Source organism: uncultured Pelagibacterium sp. (genome assembly GCF_963972885.1).
GTDB lineage: Bacteria > Pseudomonadota > Alphaproteobacteria > Rhizobiales > Devosiaceae > Pelagibacterium > Pelagibacterium nitratireducens.
Genome location: NZ_CAXAXY010000005.1, coordinates 57802 through 74682, shown reverse-complemented (window position 1 = coordinate 74682; position 16881 = coordinate 57802). Strand labels below are relative to the sequence as shown.

General features: G+C 60.6%; 19 protein-coding genes, 1 pseudogene and 1 other annotated feature. Of the genes and pseudogenes, 7 read left to right on the top strand and 13 right to left on the bottom strand.

What is annotated here, in order from left to right; all coding sequences use genetic code 11:
* Positions 1–253: 253 nt before the first annotated feature.
* The 4 genes from thrS to AACZ55_RS02035 all read right to left on the bottom strand — a co-directional run bounded on the left by thrS (position 254) and on the right by AACZ55_RS02035 (position 3515).
* A complete protein-coding gene (thrS, locus tag AACZ55_RS02050; protein ID WP_339642494.1) occupies positions 254–2224 on the bottom strand; it encodes a threonine--tRNA ligase in 1971 nt (656 codons plus the stop codon).
* A gap of 139 nt (positions 2225–2363) precedes the next feature.
* The gene (locus AACZ55_RS02045) at positions 2364–2777 is read right to left on the bottom strand and encodes a GFA family protein (RefSeq protein ID WP_339642490.1); all 414 of its coding nucleotides are present in this window, start codon (positions 2775–2777) and stop codon (positions 2364–2366) included.
* On the bottom strand, positions 2755–3087 hold the full coding sequence (gene yidD, locus AACZ55_RS02040; RefSeq protein ID WP_339642487.1) for a membrane protein insertion efficiency factor YidD: 333 nt from the start codon (positions 3085–3087) through the stop codon (positions 2755–2757). The genes AACZ55_RS02045 and yidD overlap by 23 nt, the downstream gene beginning before the upstream one ends.
* A complete protein-coding gene (locus AACZ55_RS02035; RefSeq protein ID WP_339642485.1) occupies positions 3087–3515 on the bottom strand; it encodes an iron-sulfur cluster assembly scaffold protein in 429 nt (142 codons plus the stop codon). The genes yidD and AACZ55_RS02035 overlap by 1 nt, the downstream gene beginning before the upstream one ends.
* A 191-nt stretch (positions 3516–3706) precedes the next feature.
* Here AACZ55_RS02035 and folE point away from each other — a divergent pair, with 191 nt between their 5' ends.
* Together folE and hisI are read left to right on the top strand one after the other, a co-directional pair.
* A complete protein-coding gene (gene folE, locus AACZ55_RS02030; protein ID WP_338610274.1) occupies positions 3707–4333 on the top strand; it encodes a GTP cyclohydrolase I FolE in 627 nt (208 codons plus the stop codon).
* A gap of 40 nt (positions 4334–4373) precedes the next feature.
* Positions 4374–4823 carry a phosphoribosyl-AMP cyclohydrolase gene (gene hisI / locus AACZ55_RS02025; RefSeq protein ID WP_339642481.1) on the top strand — a complete coding sequence of 150 codons (450 nt, stop codon included), beginning with the start codon at positions 4374–4376 and terminating at the stop codon, positions 4821–4823.
* Here hisI and AACZ55_RS02020 read toward each other — a convergent pair.
* The gene (locus AACZ55_RS02020; RefSeq protein WP_339642478.1) at positions 4811–5554 is read right to left on the bottom strand and encodes a rhomboid family intramembrane serine protease; all 744 of its coding nucleotides are present in this window, start codon (positions 5552–5554) and stop codon (positions 4811–4813) included. The genes hisI and AACZ55_RS02020 overlap by 13 nt on opposite strands.
* Positions 5555–5735: 181 nt before the next feature.
* Between AACZ55_RS02020 and AACZ55_RS02015 the strand changes: the two genes are divergently transcribed.
* Both AACZ55_RS02015 and AACZ55_RS02010 read left to right on the top strand, forming a co-directional pair.
* On the top strand, positions 5736–6389 hold the full coding sequence (locus AACZ55_RS02015; RefSeq protein WP_338610271.1) for a PAS domain-containing protein: 654 nt from the start codon (positions 5736–5738) through the stop codon (positions 6387–6389).
* A 220-nt stretch (positions 6390–6609) separates the two neighbouring features.
* The gene (locus AACZ55_RS02010; protein WP_338610269.1) at positions 6610–7242 is read left to right on the top strand and encodes a PilZ domain-containing protein; all 633 of its coding nucleotides are present in this window, start codon (positions 6610–6612) and stop codon (positions 7240–7242) included.
* On the opposite strand, the gene AACZ55_RS02005 is transcribed toward AACZ55_RS02010, so the two are convergent.
* The 3 genes from AACZ55_RS02005 to AACZ55_RS01995 are packed head-to-tail and all read right to left on the bottom strand — an operon-like array spanning position 7235 to position 9556.
* The gene (locus AACZ55_RS02005) at positions 7235–8077 is read right to left on the bottom strand and encodes a type II CAAX endopeptidase family protein (protein WP_339642474.1); all 843 of its coding nucleotides are present in this window, start codon (positions 8075–8077) and stop codon (positions 7235–7237) included. The two genes, AACZ55_RS02010 and AACZ55_RS02005, sit on opposite strands and share 8 nt — an antisense overlap.
* 26 nt (positions 8078–8103) lie before the next feature.
* Positions 8104–8910 carry a CPBP family intramembrane glutamic endopeptidase gene (locus tag AACZ55_RS02000; protein WP_339642471.1) on the bottom strand — a complete coding sequence of 269 codons (807 nt, stop codon included), beginning with the start codon at positions 8908–8910 and terminating at the stop codon, positions 8104–8106.
* Between the two features lie 43 nt (positions 8911–8953).
* Positions 8954–9556 (bottom strand): TetR/AcrR family transcriptional regulator, encoded by a 603-nt coding sequence (locus tag AACZ55_RS01995; RefSeq protein WP_339642468.1) that lies wholly within the window; start codon positions 9554–9556, stop codon positions 8954–8956.
* Between the two features lie 189 nt (positions 9557–9745).
* Here AACZ55_RS01995 and AACZ55_RS01990 point away from each other — a divergent pair.
* Together AACZ55_RS01990 and AACZ55_RS01985 are read left to right on the top strand one after the other, a co-directional pair.
* Positions 9746–10201 (top strand): annotated as a pseudogene (locus tag AACZ55_RS01990) (cell wall hydrolase); the annotation flags it as partial.
* Positions 10202–10337: 136 nt separating this feature from the next.
* A complete protein-coding gene (locus AACZ55_RS01985) occupies positions 10338–10967 on the top strand; it encodes a transglutaminase-like cysteine peptidase (protein WP_338610267.1) in 630 nt (209 codons plus the stop codon).
* 206 nt (positions 10968–11173) lie between these two features.
* On the opposite strand, the gene AACZ55_RS01980 is transcribed toward AACZ55_RS01985, so the two are convergent.
* From AACZ55_RS01980 to AACZ55_RS01970, 3 genes are all read right to left on the bottom strand, one after another.
* Positions 11174–12025, bottom strand: a complete 852-nt coding sequence (locus tag AACZ55_RS01980; protein ID WP_339642464.1) for a universal stress protein — start codon at positions 12023–12025, stop codon at positions 11174–11176.
* 10 nt (positions 12026–12035) lie between these two features.
* Positions 12036–13520, bottom strand: a complete 1485-nt coding sequence (locus AACZ55_RS01975) for a SulP family inorganic anion transporter (protein ID WP_339642461.1) — start codon at positions 13518–13520, stop codon at positions 12036–12038.
* A gap of 75 nt (positions 13521–13595) precedes the next feature.
* Positions 13596–13651 (bottom strand) — a sequence feature (sul1 is cis-regulatory element that is thought to sense ions involved in sulfur or methionine metabolism; They are found in Alphaproteobacteria).
* Positions 13652–13725: 74 nt separating this feature from the next.
* On the bottom strand, positions 13726–14052 hold the full coding sequence (locus tag AACZ55_RS01970) for a hypothetical protein (protein ID WP_338610262.1): 327 nt from the start codon (positions 14050–14052) through the stop codon (positions 13726–13728).
* Between the two features lie 104 nt (positions 14053–14156).
* Between AACZ55_RS01970 and AACZ55_RS01965 the strand changes: the two genes are divergently transcribed.
* Positions 14157–14843 (top strand): hypothetical protein, encoded by a 687-nt coding sequence (locus AACZ55_RS01965; RefSeq protein ID WP_339642458.1) that lies wholly within the window; start codon positions 14157–14159, stop codon positions 14841–14843.
* A gap of 20 nt (positions 14844–14863) precedes the next feature.
* On the opposite strand, the gene AACZ55_RS01960 is transcribed toward AACZ55_RS01965, so the two are convergent.
* Both AACZ55_RS01960 and AACZ55_RS01955 read right to left on the bottom strand, forming a co-directional pair.
* On the bottom strand, positions 14864–16474 hold the full coding sequence (locus AACZ55_RS01960; protein WP_339642455.1) for a BCCT family transporter: 1611 nt from the start codon (positions 16472–16474) through the stop codon (positions 14864–14866).
* Between the two features lie 128 nt (positions 16475–16602).
* A complete protein-coding gene (locus AACZ55_RS01955; protein ID WP_014130940.1) occupies positions 16603–16821 on the bottom strand; it encodes a DUF3126 family protein in 219 nt (72 codons plus the stop codon).
* Positions 16822–16881 lie beyond the last annotated feature (60 nt).

The following is a 16881-nucleotide window of genomic DNA, read 5'->3' as shown; positions in this document are numbered from 1 at the left end:
GCGACCCGCATGGAACCCGAACCGATCCCGCCCAAACGTTCGTTGCGCTTGCGTCTATCTGCGCGGGTTCGTGAGGGCAGTATGGGGGAGATGGAGAGGACGGGGATAAAGTTTCTCGCGCGTCTCCATCCTCTCCGTCGTCATCCACGGGCGTTGCTGCCCTCGCGCATAGCGCTCCGGGCGTTCGCGTCGAACGCGACTATTGAGAGAGCATACAAGAACAAAGGGCCGCGCGGTGCGCGGCCCTTGAAATTCAAGCGGCCTTGGGCTTGAGATCGGGTGGGGTTACCTGCCCGGCCAGATCGGCGATCGCCTCGGCAACCGGTGTTACCGTCTGGCCCTGGCTGCCCAACTGCCGGATCGAGACCGTCTTTTCCTCGGCCTCGCGGCGGCCAGCCACGAAGATGAAAGGCACCCGGCCGACCGAGTGCTCGCGCACCTTGTAGTTGATCGATTCATTGCGGGTGTCGACTTCCGCCCGAATGCCTTGCGCGCGCAGATCGGCCACGACCTGATTGGCATAATCATCAGCATCGGAAACGATGGTCGCCACCACCACCTGCACGGGCGCCAGCCAGAGCGGCATGCGGCCAGCATAGCTTTCGATCATCATGCCCAGGAACCGCTCCAGCGATCCAAGGATCGCCCGGTGCAGCATGACGGGGCGCTGGCGCGATCCATCCTCAGCCACATAGGACGCATCGAGACGCTCGGGCATCACGAAATCGAGCTGCAATGTGCCACACTGCCAGGAGCGCCCGATGGCGTCCTTGAGATGAAATTCGAGCTTGGGACCGTAAAACGCCCCCTCGCCTTCCGCGATCTCGAAACCACGACCCGTGGCCTTGAGGGCATCACCCAGGCTCTTTTCGGCAAGGTCCCAGACGCTGTCGTCGCCGGCGCGGGTTTCAGGCCGCGTTGCGAGCAGGATCTTGACCTCGGTGAAGCCCATGTCCTCGTAAACGGAATCAAGCAGCGCGCAGAACTTTTCGGTTTCGGCCTGGATCTGATCGACCCGGCAGAAAATATGGGCATCGTCCTGGGTCATCTGGCGCACGCGCATCAACCCATGCAAGGCGCCATGCGCCTCGTTGCGATGACAGCAGCCAAATTCGGCAAGCCGCAAAGGCAGATCGCGGTAAGATTTGATACCCTGGTTGAACACCTGAACATGGGCCGGACAGTTCATGGGCTTGAGGGCCAGCAGGTTGGCATCGGCCGAAATTTCCGGCTGATCGCCTTCGGTCGAGGGCGTCTCGTCGGGCACAACGAACATGTTCTCGCGGAACTTGCCCCAATGGCCCGATTTCTCCCACAGCTTGTTGTCCAGAAGCTGAGGTGTCTTGATTTCCTTATAGCCTGAAGCATTCAGACGGCGGCGGATATATTCTTCCATCTGATTGTACATGACGAACCCCTTGGGGTGCCAGAACACCGAGCCCTGCGCTTCGTGCTGGAAGTGGTAAAGGTCCATTTCCTGGCCGATCTTGCGGTGATCGCGCTTTTCGGCCTCTTCGATCATGTGCAGATGGGCGTCGAGCTGGTCCTTCGAGGCCCAGGCGGTGCCGTAAATGCGGCTCAGAACCTCGCGGTTGGAGTCCCCGCGCCAATAGGCGCCGGCCACTTTGGTCAGCTTGAACGCCTTGCCGACATCCTTGGTGGTGCGCATGTGCGGCCCACGGCACAGGTCGAACCACTGGCCCTGCTTGTAGATCTTGACCTGCTGGTCGGCGGGAATGGCGTCGATCAACTCGACCTTGAACTGCTCGCCCTTGGCCCCGAACACCTTCCTGGCTTCGTCCCGGTCCCAGACTTCGCGGGTAAATTCAGCACCACGGTCGACGATTTCTTCCATCTTTTTTTCGATGGCGCGCAGATCGTCCTCCGAGAACGGTTCGGCACGATAGAAATCGTAATAGAACCCGTTCTCGATGACCGGGCCGATCGTGACCTGGGTGTCGGGCCAGAGCTCCTGCACCGCCTCGGCAAGAACATGCGCGGCGTCATGGCGGATCAGCTCGAGCGCGGCGGGATCGTCACGCAAGACGAATTCGATCCGACCATCGGCCTCGAGTTCACTCGAGAGATCGGCCAATTCCCCGTCCCAGCGCATGGCGACGGTTTTTTTGGCCAGCGATTTGGAGATGCCTTCGACGATGGTGGTGCCGGTGGTGCCTTTTGCGTAATCACGCACTGCACCATCGGGGAACGTCACCTTAATCATCGTCGGTCTCCAAAACTGCTCACAATCGAGCGGATGTTCATAAGAGTTCATAAGAAATGCGCACTGGAGCGCGCGCGGTTGATTAGCATGAATTGGCGGTCAATCCAGCCCTTTATGGCCAGCGGTATCCGGCACAGGCTTACGGAAACCGCTCATATTGGGGAAGATCGTCGGTAATCTCGTACCAGGGCGCCTTCGAGCCGACGAAAATGTGCATTGTGGGACGGATCGAAGGGGCATCGGTCAGCGTGCCCAGCGAGACATTGGCCCGCGTGCCCTTCTGGACGATCGAATAGAGCAGCGAACCGCATTTCCCGCAGTGGATGTCATAGGAGTCCTCTGGCCTATCGCCACCATATCGCAGGACAGTGTCGGCGCCCGAAGTAATCGAGAGCTTTTCCGCCTCGATGCCGGCAATCGGCTTGAACGCGCCCCCCGTCGCTTTGCGGCAATCGGTGCAATGGCAATTGAGCGCATAGCGGAACGCATCCTCAACCTCATAGGTCACGGCCCCGCAAAGACACGAGCCCTCAAGCGTGCGGTGGGTGCTCATCGTTCTTTTTTCCTCTCCAGCGCCCATAGCGCCATGGCAGATACCAGCGCGCGCCATTCGGCAGCGCGTCGGGCACCGGATCGTAGCCGTGCGTGCCACCAGGGCGGCAGCGCCAGATGCGCCCTGCCCCCATCCAGCCGCCCGGCCAGAAGCCGTGCCTTAAAATGGCGTCGCGGGTGAATTCCGAACAGGTCGGCGCATGGCGGCAATTGCGGCCCACGAGCGCCGAAAGTGTGTAGCGATAGGCCTGGATCAGGAGATAAGCCGTCCATTTAAACGGCCAGTCGATGACCGCCCAGACCCGATCCATCACGCCCCGGCCCGCTCGAGCGCCTCGACCACCGCCTCGAACACCAGAAGTGTCGAGGCATGGCGGGCCGGAAAGGCGCGAACCGGTTCGAGATATTTCAAATCGTCCCATTTTCCGTTGGGCGGAGGGCCGTCCGCCCTGAGCATGGCGGTCATCTGGTCGCGGACCGCGCGAAGTTCGGCCGGCGTCGAGCCGACGATCCGCTCGGCGACGATGGCCGCGCTGGTCTGGCCGAGCGCGCAGGCGTTGACGGTCGCGCCATAGGCTACAACCCGCCCCTCATCGAGCTCGAGATCGACTTCGACCACCGAGCCGCACACGCGCGACACTTTTCGCGCCGTGGCATCGGGGCTTTCGAGTCGCGGCATCTGGCGCGCTGCACCGGCGATTTCGAGGATCCGATTGCTGTAAAGGTCGGAAAATTCCATTTTTCGGGCCGATTGTGGGTCGCCGGACCCTGTTGTTCACTCAAATTTGCCAATCTGTTTTCTTGTCGACCGGCACGTCCCGCCTATATAAGGAGCGTCGTCACGGGCTGCAAACGCAATTGGTCCAGATTCAATCCGTCGGCGTATAAGGGGCAGATAAGCGCCCGTCGATTTTCAAGGGGACACCCTTCATGGACATGAACGTAAAGCCCAAGCCTGCGCCGACCGCGCTCGACCGCGTGATCGAACGCCCCAGCCGCCAGGAAGCCGAGGCCGCCGTCCGCACGCTGATCGCCTGGGCCGGGGACAACCCCGAGCGCGAAGGCCTGATCGACACGCCGCGCCGCGTCGCCGACGCCTATCGCGAATTTTTCGCTGGCTACGAGGAAGACGCCAAAGCGGTTCTCGAAACCACCTTCACCGAGGTCGGCGGCTATGACGACATCGTACTGGTGCGCGATATCCCGTTCCATTCCCATTGCGAACACCACATGGTGCCCTTCGTCGGCAAGGCCCATATCGCCTATCTGCCCCATGACGGGGTGGTGGGCCTTTCCAAGCTGGCTCGGGTGACTGACGTTTTCGCCAAGCGGTTGCAGACCCAGGAAAACCTCACCGCCCAGATCATCGAGGCGATCAACGAAGCCATCAACCCGCGCGGGGCTGCGGTGATGCTCGAGGCCGAACATATGTGCATGTCGATGCGCGGCATCAAAAAGCACGGCTCGTCCACGGTTACCCACCGCTTCACCGGGGTCTTTGCCGAGGATCGGCAGGAACAGGACCGCTTCTTCGCCCTCATCCGCGCCGGGCGATAGACGCTTTCGCGAGGCGCGGTCATCGGGTAAAGACCGCGCCATGACACAGTTTACCGACCCCCAAACCCTATCCAAGACCGATATCGAAGCGGGCCCCATCTTCGCGCCGAAATTCGACGCGAACGGGTTGGTGACCGCCGTGACCATCGAGGCGGGCACCAATGAGGTGCTCATGGTCGCACACATGAACGCCGAGGCGATTGCCGAAACGCTGCGGTCCGGCCACGCGACCTATTGGTCGCGCTCGCGCGAGAAACTCTGGAAAAAGGGCGAAACCTCGGGCGAACTCCAGGAACTAGTGGAACTGCGCACCGATTGCGACCAGGACGCGCTTATGGTGATCGTCAGGCAAACAGGGCACGGGGCGGCCTGCCACACCGGCCACAAGAGCTGCTTTTACCGTCGGGTCGAAATGACCGAGGGCGAAGTCGGGCTCAGCGATACGGGCGAGGCGCCGCTGTTCGACCCTAAAGAGGTTTACGGGCGCTGATTGCGCCGCGCGAATCTGTCGAGAACCGAAGGCAGCAAGAGCCCCGCGACGAACCCGCCGATATGGGCTTCCCAGGCAATGGCGACACTGGCGCCCAGGATGAAGGGGGCAAAGCCGATCAGCAGGTTCAGCCCCAACCAGAAGATGATGAAGGTCCGGCTGCGCGAATTGGCGAACACGCCGGCAAGTGTAGACGTCCGGCGCCCAAGCGCCACCGGCTCGCCGGTTTCCGAATCATGGCCGACCACTATGGGCTCGAAAATGAACCGCATCGCGGCCCCGGTGAGTGCCGATACACCACCGGAGGCGCCAAGCAGCACGGCGAACTGATTGACAGAAAACATCAGGGCAATCGACTGGACGATAGCGCCGGCCAGCGCTCCGAGCAGGAAGACGATCAGCACGCCCGCCGTGCCATAGCGCCGTCCCACCGGCGTCCCAAACACCATGAGCCAGGCGGTGTTGACCAGCAGATGCATGTAATCGACATGCAGGAACGCGTGGGTAAAGCCGGTCCAAAGCAGCGGCAGCGCCCCACCCTGCCACGCGGCGCCGTTGGTGATCCGGTCAGGGATAAACGCGAACCAGATCCGCAGATTGCCAAGGCCGTATTCATCGAGCGCCAGATCGGCGGCAATGTGAACCGCCCACATCAGCCCGATCAGGACCATGATGACGCCCGGCACGTTGAAAATCGGCTCGCGTTGCGGCTCTTGCGGCGTATCGGCCATCGGGTTTTCCCTTGTCTTGCAGCGGCGGTGTACCGGCTTGGCGGCTTATCCACACCGGGCCGGTGGAAATTAACCTTAATGATTGTTTAAGAGCGCTTTTACGCAGCCGATTTGGCAATGTAACGTTGTCTTGGCGGGAGCTCATCACGAGCCGCGCATCGTATTGTTAAGGTCTGCCGGTATGCAACAGCGCTCGACGAAAACGCTCTACTCCTACTGGAACGAAATCCGCGGTGCCCGCTCCACGCCCGAGCGCCGGGACATCGATCCTACACGGATTCGCGATGCGCTGGCCCACACCTTCATCCTCGAATCCGGCGACGGGCTCGATTTCAATTTCCGGCTTGCCGGCTCCCATATCTGCGCCACCTATTGCCGCGAACTCAAGTCCCGGCCCTTCTCGGCCCTGTGGTCGGTGCGCGATCACGACGCGCTCGAAACGCTGATGCGGGCGGTAACCGAGGACCATGCGGTGGCCCTGGTGACATTCGAGGGCAGTACTGAACGCGGCGAAAAGCTTTCATTCGAGATGGCGCTGTTCCCGCTCCGGCACAACGGCGTCACGACGTCGCGGATGATGGGTGGCCTTTCGGCGCTCGACGCACCCTACTGGCTCGGCATCCACCCTATCGTCGACCAGCGCATTACCGGCCTGCGGCTGATCTGGCCCGACGACAAGGACACTGTGACCCCCGAAGGGTATCGCAGCGCCATGCTCGACGACATCGCCGCGGCAATGAACGATGGGCCCTCCACCCCCATGCCCGCAACCGTCGCCGGCTACTCGGCCCGCCGCTACGCGCACCTCTCGGTTATCGACGGCGGAAAGAACTAGAGCCGTTCAGGATTTGATCGGCTCAAATCCTTGGCTCCAAGCCTTTGTTTTGGCGCGTGTTCGAACCGCAAAACCGTTACCATCCCCGATCGCGTCGAGGACATGGTTTTGCTGGACACGCTCTAACGGGCGGTTCAAACATCGCCACCCTTACCGTCCGTTAACGCTATTGCGCATATTGTTGGTATGAAAACCGACAGGCAACAGGGCGGCGCGCAACATGTTCAGCGAAGATACAACGCTTCGGACGACGCTGGCTGACGTTCTTCCGCGCGAAGATGCAGACCGTTTCCAACGTGTTCAGGTCTCCGTGCTTGGCCGTTACATGCTGGCCGATCGTCGCGAGTTTCCCTGCCAGATCATCGAAATGTCGCCCGGCGACGCTATGGTCATTGCTCCGGTCTCCGGCAAGGTCGGAGAAAAGGTCATCATCTATCTCGACTATCTGGGCCGCGTCGAAGGCACGATCTTTGAGTTGATCGATGGCGGATTTCACATGGATATCGTCGCCTCGGCCCGCAGGCGCGACAAGATGGCGGCTCAGCTGACCTGGCTGGCCAACAAGGACATCCTGAACCTGCCCGAGGACCGGCGTCACGAGCGCGTGGTGCCCGACATTCGCCACTCATCCATCGTTCTCGAGGATGGACGGCGCTACAATTGCAAGATCACCGACATCTCGCTCTCGGGCGCTGCGGTGGAAATCGAGGTTCGCCCCGCGCTCGGCACCCCCATCTCGCTCGGCCGCATGCGGGCCCGCGTGGTCCGGCATTTCTCCGACGGCATCGCGGTCGAATTTGCATCGGTGCAGGAGATGCTGACGGTCGTGCAGCAGAACCTGCGGATCAACTGATCACGGATCTACCAGCCCGCACCATCCAGCCGTGCGGGCCCTTGTAGAAAATTTCAGAAATCATCGCCGCCAGCGAGAACGGCACGACGCCCAGCGCCACCAGTTGGAGCATGTCGGTCCCTGCAATCGCGAAATGCCCGCGCGTCTCGTTGAGCAGCAATTGCGCCACGGTCTGGAAGGCAACATGCAGGCCGATGCTGGCCCATACCGACCCGGTCACGACGCGCACCATGCCCAGAACCAGCCCCATGAAAAAGAACATGACGATCCTGTCCATGGGTACTGCGCCGAGGGAGACTGTCCAGAGCGCGGCACCCCAGGCCGAAAACAGAACCGCCTGAATCAGCACGGCCCACAATCGGCTCATCCCGGAGGCGAGTTGGCCGTAGATATAGCCCCGGAACACCAGTTCCTCAGGCAAGGCCTCGAACAGGAAGACCAGGACGACCAACAGGGGCAGGAACGTAAGTATTTCAGCCCAGTTTACAGTTGGCGTCACCGTGGCCCAACCCGTTGCCAGACATATCCCCAGCCCGAGTGCGAATGGCGCCAGCCATGCAAGGGTGCCGACCAGAAGTGGGCGGATGGCGTCGGCCGAGATCGACAAGCCGATGTCCTTGAGTCGTGCGTTGTCGAACACACGTTGCATCAGGATCACCAATGGCACAGTGAACAGCGTCGCCAGCACCGCGCTCATCATGTGCCCGGTCAGTGTATACCCGGAAAACCCTGATCCCCAGACGGCATCGCGCAGCCAGCCCAAAAAAAGCCAGATGGCCACGACCGCCAGCCACAAAAGGCCGATGCGCAAACCAATCGATCCGAACTTCGTCATTTCTCGTCCTCCTTGAGGCAACGCACTCAGGCCTGGGCCAGAGCGAGCAAAATCCCGACCTCGGGCGCCATATGTGCCAGACTGGCGGGCCATAGACTTCCGGTCAGCGCCCGGATCCAGCCAAACACCAGCCCCGCCACAAACGTGACGGCCAGCAGGGCCGGATCAAATGCGATTCCGTCGGCATCGAGGGCGATGCCGTGAGCCAGGCCGAACAGCCACGCCGTCAGCACCAAACCCCACCCGATCCGCGCGCCAGAGAAAGTCCAGTGGAGACCGAATGCGCGGTCAAGCAGCGCCAGCATGAAGCCGCGAAAGACGATTTCTTCGACAAGATTGGGATAGGTGACATCGAACAGCATGCGCTCGACCGTCAGGCCGTCCGGAGCGCTGGAAACGCCGCTGCCGAGGAAAAGGAACCCGGCCGCAGCAAGAATGGCGATGTTGATCAAGGCGACGGGCAACGTTCCGGGCCGCGTTTCCAATGTCCAGCCGATTTCGCGGCGCAGACCGGGCGAGAGCAACGCGATGACGCCGAGGCACCAGACGAGGTCAAGCGTCTTGCCCTGCCAGTTCCATTCCAGCGCAGCGAACGGCCCGACGCGCGGCAAGGTCAACAGCAAAAGGTTGACCACAAAAAGCGCCACCACAAGCAACAGCGCGATACCACCGCGCGTCTCGTTCCTCGCCAATGCAACCGAGGCCAGCGCCGTCCAGGCGACGCCCACTATCAAAGCGACAAGCAGTACGGACCTCAGTCCGGCCCCAAGGGCTTGTGAGCCAACAACACCACCCACGACCAGCATCGAGATGGCAAGGACGGCAGTTGGCACCGCCGCGTGACGCCACTCGAGCCCAGAAAGGATAGTTTCCCGATCACCCACCGGCATCGGCCCTCATGCCCCGCTCCAGAAGCTCGACCAATTGGTCGGCATAAGCCGAAAGATCGGTCTCGGGGCGCCATGCCCATTCGCTGAGCCCGCCTTCGATGGCTTTGGAAATCACCCCGGCCATGAACTGCGCATCAAGGCCACCCCGGACCTGCCCTGCCGCCTGCCCTTCCGCAATCAGCGTGGTCAGGATGCCGCGCTCCTCTTCTGCCGAACGCGCGATATAATCCGGCTCTCCCGATGGGCCGCCGTGGTTCATCGCTATCGTGCCGATGGCCAGCAGCTCGTCGCGATGATCGCGCATATAGGCGATCTGGTGCCGGATATAGGCGGCAATCTGGCTGGCGGGATCTCGTGCCTGTTCGAGGAACGGCGTCATGTAGGCCCCCGCCGCCTTCGAGACATGGTTGAAAACCGCCTCGAACATTTCGTCCTTGCCGGCGAAATGATAGGTGATGACGCTTTTGGAAATTCCCGCCTGTTTGGCGATCCGCGACAGCGAGGCTCGCGCGTATCCTTCATGGGCCAGCACCACGATGGTTGCCTCCACGATCTGCTTTTTCCGCGCCTCTTCGATGAAGCTTGCCATGCCGAATCCCGAATCAGTCCAATTGATCTTAATTTAGACCAATCGGACTGATTATCAATTCCAAAATTTTTGTAGTGAACCGATCCTTAACCCGCCTGCCCTAATATTACGCCTATATGCGCAGGACCGGTCGCTGGGGGGCGGGATCGGAAAGCGCAACCACCCGCGTATTCTGGATGGTCTAAAGTCATGCGTATCGTAAAAAAGGTTGCCGCGATTGCCGTCAGCCTTGCCGCCCTCACCTCCCTTTCCGGCTGCGTTTCGCTGTTCGGACTGTTCGGATCGAAAACGCCGCACGAATGCATGACCCGCGTCATGTATTTCGAGTCCAACCGCTCGAGCCCGGACGGCATGCTGGCCGTGGGCACGGTCGTGATGAACCGGGCCAATTCCCACCAGTTCCCCAGCGATGTCTGCGGCGTGGTCGGCCAGAAAAACCAGTTCGCCGATGGCGTGCTGTCGCGGCAGATGACCGAACAGCGCAGCCTCAACCTGGCGGCGCAGATGGCAACCCGCGTGCTGCGCGGTGAACGCCATCCCGGCGTGCAGGACGCCATGTACTTCCACACCGCAGGGCTGACCTTTCCCTATCGCAACATGCATTATGTGCTTGTGGCGGGCGGCAACGCCTTTTACGCGCGGCGCTGAATCGATACCGGAAAGAACATGCCTAACGGGCTGTAAAACAACCCGATAAAACACGCTTAAAAACTGCGCGGCAATTTTTCTATCAGGGCAATTGCCGCCCTCTATCGTGGTCTCCGTCGGGGAGATTACGATAATGAAAAACAATTCGATCCTTATTTCGGGCCTTGTCGCCCTCATCGCGTCCGCCGGAGCTGCCGCACCTGCGCTCGCCCAGGAAAGCCGTCTCGAGCTCGCCTATGCCGAGGTCTCGGCCGGCACGACCTCCATTCCGGTCGGGCATATGGAATTCTGCCAGAGCCGTCCCTATGAGTGCCAGCCGCTGGCCGCGGCCGCACCGGCGGCCCTTAGCGACGATCTGTGGCGCCAGCTTCAGGACGTCAACAACCACTATAACACCACCATAACCGCCGTGAGCGACAGCGACCTCTATGGCACCGAGGAATTCTGGACCTATCCCACATCGGGCTATGGCGATTGCGAGGATTTTGTCCTCGCCAAGCGCGCCGCGCTGATCGAGGGCGGCTGGAACCCAGCCAATCTGCTGATCTCGGTGGTCAAGCAACCCGATGGCGAAGGCCATGCGGTGCTGATGGTGCGCACCGACCGGGGCGACCTTGTGCTCGATAATCAGGAAGGGCTCATCAAGCTCTGGACCGACACCCCCTACACCTACCTCAAGCGCCAGTCGCAGGCCCATTCCGGCCAGTGGGTCGATATTGTCGACGGCCGTGACGAAATCGTGACGGCAACCGCCGGTTACTAGAGCCGTTCAGGATTTGATTGACTCAAATCCTTGGCTCTAAACCCTTGTTTTGTCGCGTGTCCGAACCGCAAAACCGTATCCACTTTTGCTGGACACGCTCTAAAGATTTGCCCCGCCACCGGGGCATCCGTTCTCACTCCCCGACAGGAGTGTTCACTGAGCCGGCATTCCTCCCCGAATGCCGGCATTTTTCTGGCTCGCTGGCGCTACCGAAACAGCAGCACCGGGATCTTGCATGACCGCATCATTTCCGAAGTGGTCGAGCCGATAAACAGGCTCCTTATGCGCGAATGGCCATAGGCGCCCATGATCAGCAGATCGACACCGTCCTGTTCGACGACCCGGGTAATAACCGTTTCGGCTTGCCCGGCCTGAATGTCTGCGGTGACGTCGAGGCCGGCTGTGGCAAGCCTGGCCTTGGCGGCCTCAAGCTTGGCCCATGCGTCTCCGCTTTCATTGCCCACGGTGAGCAGGCGAATGGACACACCTGCAAAGATCGGGCTGGTGGCGATATAATCCACGGCCTTCATGGCGCTCGGCCCGCCATCGAAGGCGACAAGCACCGTCTTGATATCGACAAAGCTCCTGGCTGCCACAAATACCGGACGCTTGGACGACCGCACGACACGCTCGAGATTTGACCCCAGATGCAGCTTGGCGAAATCGGCACCCTCTCCGCGCTTGCCGATGACCAGCAGTTCGGCATCCTTTTCGAGATCGCTCAACGTCTCGACGATATCGCCATTCATCAGACGGGTAGAGACCGCCTCCACGCCCCCGTCCGTCAGTATCGATTGGGCATCCTCAAGGATCGCCCTGCCCTTCTGCTGAGACAGCTTGGCCCGGCGTTCGTCGAGGTCTGCCAGATCGGCCAACAACGCCGAACGCGCACCCAGCGCAATCGATCCGCTCAGGTCGGTGACCGGCACGTCCCGCCGGCCCAGCACATGGAGCACCTCGACCGGCTGGCCCGACCGGGTTGCAAGCCAGGCCGCATTTTCACAAACGCTTTTGGAATAGACCGAGCCATCGACCAGCGCGACAAGTTTGTTTCCCATTATTGCCTCCCTAATGTGCCATGAGCTTGTCGACGGCGCCCGGCTTGTCGTGGCTAGCCAGCTTGTCGACGATCGTTTCACTGGCTTCGTTGAGACCGATGATCTCGACCGTGGCCCCCTCGCGCCGGAATTTGAGCACCGCCATGTCCAACGCGGCAACGCTCGAAATATCCCAGATATGGGCACGGCTGACGTCGATGGTGACGGTTTCAAGCACCTCCTTGAAGTTGAAGGCTGCCATGAAATCGTCGGCCGAAGCAAAGAACAATTGCCCCTCGACAACATAGGTGCGATGGCGTCCGTCTTCTGAAATCTCCGAGCGCACAACGAAGAGCTGGGCGATCTTCCAGGCAAAAAAGATCCCTGACAGCAACACCCCAACCAGAACGCCGATCGCCAGATTGTGGGTGTAGACCACCGTCACGACCGTTGCGATCATCACGATCGAGGACGAGCGCGGATGGGTGCGCAGGTTGAGAATCGAGGACCACGAGAAGGTGCCGATCGATACCATGATCATGATCGCAACCAGTGCGGCCATCGGGATGCGGGCCACAAGGTCTCCAAGCACCACGATCATGAACAGCAGGAACACGCCCGCTGCAAAGCATGAAAGCCGCCCGCGACCCCCCGATTTCACATTGATGATTGACTGCCCAATCATCGCGCAGCCCGCCATGCCGCCGATAAAGCCCGTAGCGGTGTTGGCCAGCCCCTGCCCGATGCACTCCTGGTTCTTGTCCGAGGGGGTATCGGTCAGGTCATCGACGATCTGCGCCGTCATCAGCGATTCGAGCAAACCGACCACAGCCACTGCCGCCGAATAGGGCAGGATTATCATGAGCGTGTCGAGGTTTAGCGGAATATCCGGAATCAGAAACACAGGCAGCGTCGAGGGCAACTCGCCCATGTCGCCGACAGTGCGCACGTCGAAACCAAGAAAAATCGAAAGTACCGTCAGAACCACGATGCAGACCAGCGGTGAGGGAATGGCCTTGGTCAGCATCGGAAACAGGTAGATGATGCCCAGGCCGGCCGCGACCAGCACATATGTCAACAGCGGAACACCGGTCAGCTCGGGAATCTGGGCAAGAAATATGAGAATCGCAAGCGCGTTCACGAACCCGGTCATCACCGAGCGCGAGACGAACCGCATGAGATTGCCCAGCTTGAGCGCACCCATGCCGATCTGCAACAGCCCGGCCAGAACGGTTGCGGCAAGCAGATATTGCAGCCCGTGATCGCGCACCAGCGTGACCATGAGAACGGCGGTTGCCGCGGTCGCTGCCGAGATCATCCCCGGACGTCCGCCGGCGATAGCGGTGATGACGGCAATTGAAAACGATGCATAAAGGCCGATCTTGGGATCGACCCCGGCAATGATTGAAAACGCAATGGCTTCGGGAATGAGCGCGAGAGCAACAACGAGGCCGGCCAGAAGATCGCCGCGCACATTGCCAAACCACTGCGCGCGATAGGCGGTCAATGAGGTCATTTATTTTCCGAATGTTTTGAGAACCAAACCAGCGGAGCGAAATACTCCGGTCCAGGAGAGCTGGAAACTTGATTTAGTTGTCCGGCGGATCGGCGGCCGGAAGAGCCACCCGGGGTTTCACCGGGTCCGGGGTTCGTGGGTCCACGTTTGACCGGAAACGGTGCCCGAGCGCAAGGCATTACTGCCATGCGCCGGACGCATGGCGTCAGGCAGCGGCCTTGAGAACCGAGATATAGGTGCCCACAACCATCATTCCGGTCACGAAACTCCAGCCGAACGCGATGACCGCAGCAAGCATCACGTTGACGGTGGAGGCCCTTCCGCTCGCGTCGGCGCGCATGCCGAGCCTGAGCATCATGTAGGGACCGCAGATAAACATCACGAACAGATTGACGAGGCTCTCGAGCGCGTTGGCGCCCTCGACGCGGAACTCGGCCACCTTGCGGGCAACCTGCTGGTAGAGATGGGTGCCGGTGCCGGCAACGCTCATGCCCACGGCGATCAGAAACAGCGCCAAAATAAGATGCGTCACGCTTTCCTCCGGCGCCGGGGCGGCGCAGATTGCCGACTTTACGATTTATTAAGCATAAGTGCCCCCAAACTGGTTGTCATTGCTCACGCGCATCTATGGTTAATGTGAACAGCCTTTCGGACACCCGCCGAGACATCCTGCCTGCCCGTACGGCGGGCTCTGCGCTCTATACGGTGATTGCTGTCGGGCTGATTGTGGCCATGGCGGGCCTGGGAGCTGCCTATGGCGCGCGAAGCTGGCTCGATTCGATGGCCGCCGACGCCGCAGCCGCCGAACCCTCGGCCAGTCACATCGTCACCATCGGCGCCCAGCGTTACGCGATACCCGCCGCATTGATGGCCGATCCGATCCAGCGCCGCGACGGTTTTGCCGAGCGGATGGATTTGACCCTGGCCCTGCCCTTGGGCGAAAACGGGAAGCTGAGCGAAGTCGCGATCACCATCATGCCGCGCGGACGCATGCGCACCAGCGCGGCGCTGCTCGACAGCGTCTATCTGCACCAGTTTGCAGCAACCCAGCTTTCGGGTGTTCCCGGACTTGTCGGCAAGCCCCTCGAACTCGACGCCGGAACGTCGGGCGAGACGGTTTGGTATGACCCGTTGACGGCCAACCCCTTCGTGGCCAAATGCATGACGCCGGTCGCCATGACAATCGGCGACAGAACCTGCCTGCGCGTGCTGACCCTTTCCGATCGCAACACGGCAATCGTGGCTTTCGATCCGGCAGCGCTGGACAACTGGCGCAGCTTTGACAGCCGTATCGAAGAGGCGCTGACGCCTCTCCGAAAATAGCTTTTCAAGACCGCATATTTCTAGAACTGGTCGAGCTTGGGCCGTCGGCCCACAGTGACGTGGTCGATGTCTTCGATCTGGAAACCCATGATGATCGACGGGATCATCATGAACACCAGACAGAAGATCGGCAGCCCGACCACCGTAATCACCTGCTGCAGTGCCGTCAGGCCCAGATCGCCGGCCAGGATGATCAGCATCACGGCCACCATTCCTTCCGCCACGCCCCAGAACACGCGCTGGTGCACCGGGCCGGGCTCAGCCTCGCCCGTGCACAGCATATCGACCACGAGCGAGGCCGAATCCGAAGACGTTGCGAAAAAGATGGCAACGACGACGATGGCGATGCCCTGCACGAGGGTGGCCAAGGGGAAATGCTCGAAAAAGGCGAACATCGCCAGCGGCACCGATTCACCGACCGCCCGGCTCAATTCGCCGGCAGCCGGCCCCATCTGCTCGCGCAGCGCCAGACCGATGCCGTCGATTTCCATGGCCTGCCAGCCAAAGATCGCAAACCAGATCAGGGTAAACAGCGAGGGCGCCAGAAGTACGCCGAACACGAACTCGCGAATCGTCCGCCCCCGCGAAATGCGGGCCACGAACAGGCCGATGAACGGCGACCAGGTCACTGTCCAGGCCCAGTAAAAGACCGTCCAGTCACCCTGCCAGCCCCACGGGTCGTTGGTGGGATTGATATTGGCCAACATGTCGTTCCAGAACGCCAGCCTGGGCAGATTGAAGAAATAGAGCCCGAACGTCTCGACGATCGCCCGAAACAGAAACAGGGTCGAGCCGGTCACCAGAACAAAGATCATCAACCCCACGGCCATGCCGATATTGAGGTTGGAGAGCAACTTCACGCCCTTGTCGAGACCGGCAACGATCGAAACGACCGCGACGGCGGTGAGCACCACAAGGATCCCCACCGTCAACGGCACATCGTCGGCCATCCCGGTCAAAGCGGAAATGCCAGCCGAAATCTGCGAGGCCCCGAGGCCGAGAGACACCGCCACGCCGAAAAGCGTGCCGAGAATCGAGGCGATATCGATCGCTTTGCCTATGGGGCCGTGAATGCCGTCCTTGAGCAGGGGATAAAACACCGAGCTCACCCGCACCGGAAGGCTATAGCGGTTGATGAAATAGCCGAAGGCCAGACCGGGCAGCGTAAAAATCGTCCAGGTGTGCAGGCCAAGATGATAGATCGAGATCGAGATCGCGTCCTTGGCCGCCTGTTCGCTGAACGGCTCGACACCCGCCATCGGCGGGCTTGAAAAATGGCTGATCGGCTCGGCCACGCCCCAGAACATGAGGACCGTGCCGATGCCGCCGGCAAACAGCATGGTGAACCATGAGAGATTGGAATAGTCGGGCGTACTGTCGCGCGGGCCAAGCTTGATATGGCCGTGCCGGCTGACGGCGGCCCAGATCAAAAACCCCAGCCAGGCATTGACGCCGAGAATGAAAAACCAGCCCAGATTGGTAACGATCCAGGCACGGGTTACCTCAAAGAAATTGCCGATCGGTTCGGGAACAACGACCAGCAAAAGAACGAAAATGACAGTAAGTCCCGCTGAAACGAAAAATATCGTCGGGTCCGTCCTCAGACCCAACCGCTCGGCCCAGGCTTCCATTGGAGCCTCCCTTTGTTAGCCCGCAAACAAATCCCCCTGACGGGAAGCATGCACGGCAAACGGCCGAAATGCAAAAAGGCTCCCCGAACGGGAAGCCTTTTCAAAATTCACTTTTTATTTGCAGCCGATTAGCTGACTTCGTCGAGATCGATATCGAGGATCGAAATCTGCACCATGTAAGACCGTTCCCCCTCGTCTTCATCGAGATAGATCAGACCGATGAATTCATCGCCCAGGTAGAGTTCGACCGAGTCGTCCTGCTTGGGGCGGGGGCGAACATCGATGGAGCGGTTGCCGAACTTGTGTTGCAGGTATTTCTGCAGCTTGATGATTTCTTCGTGCTTCACAAAAAGTCTCCATTGCGCGCTATCGCTCGGCGAAGCCAATGCCCACCGCTGGAACGCTAT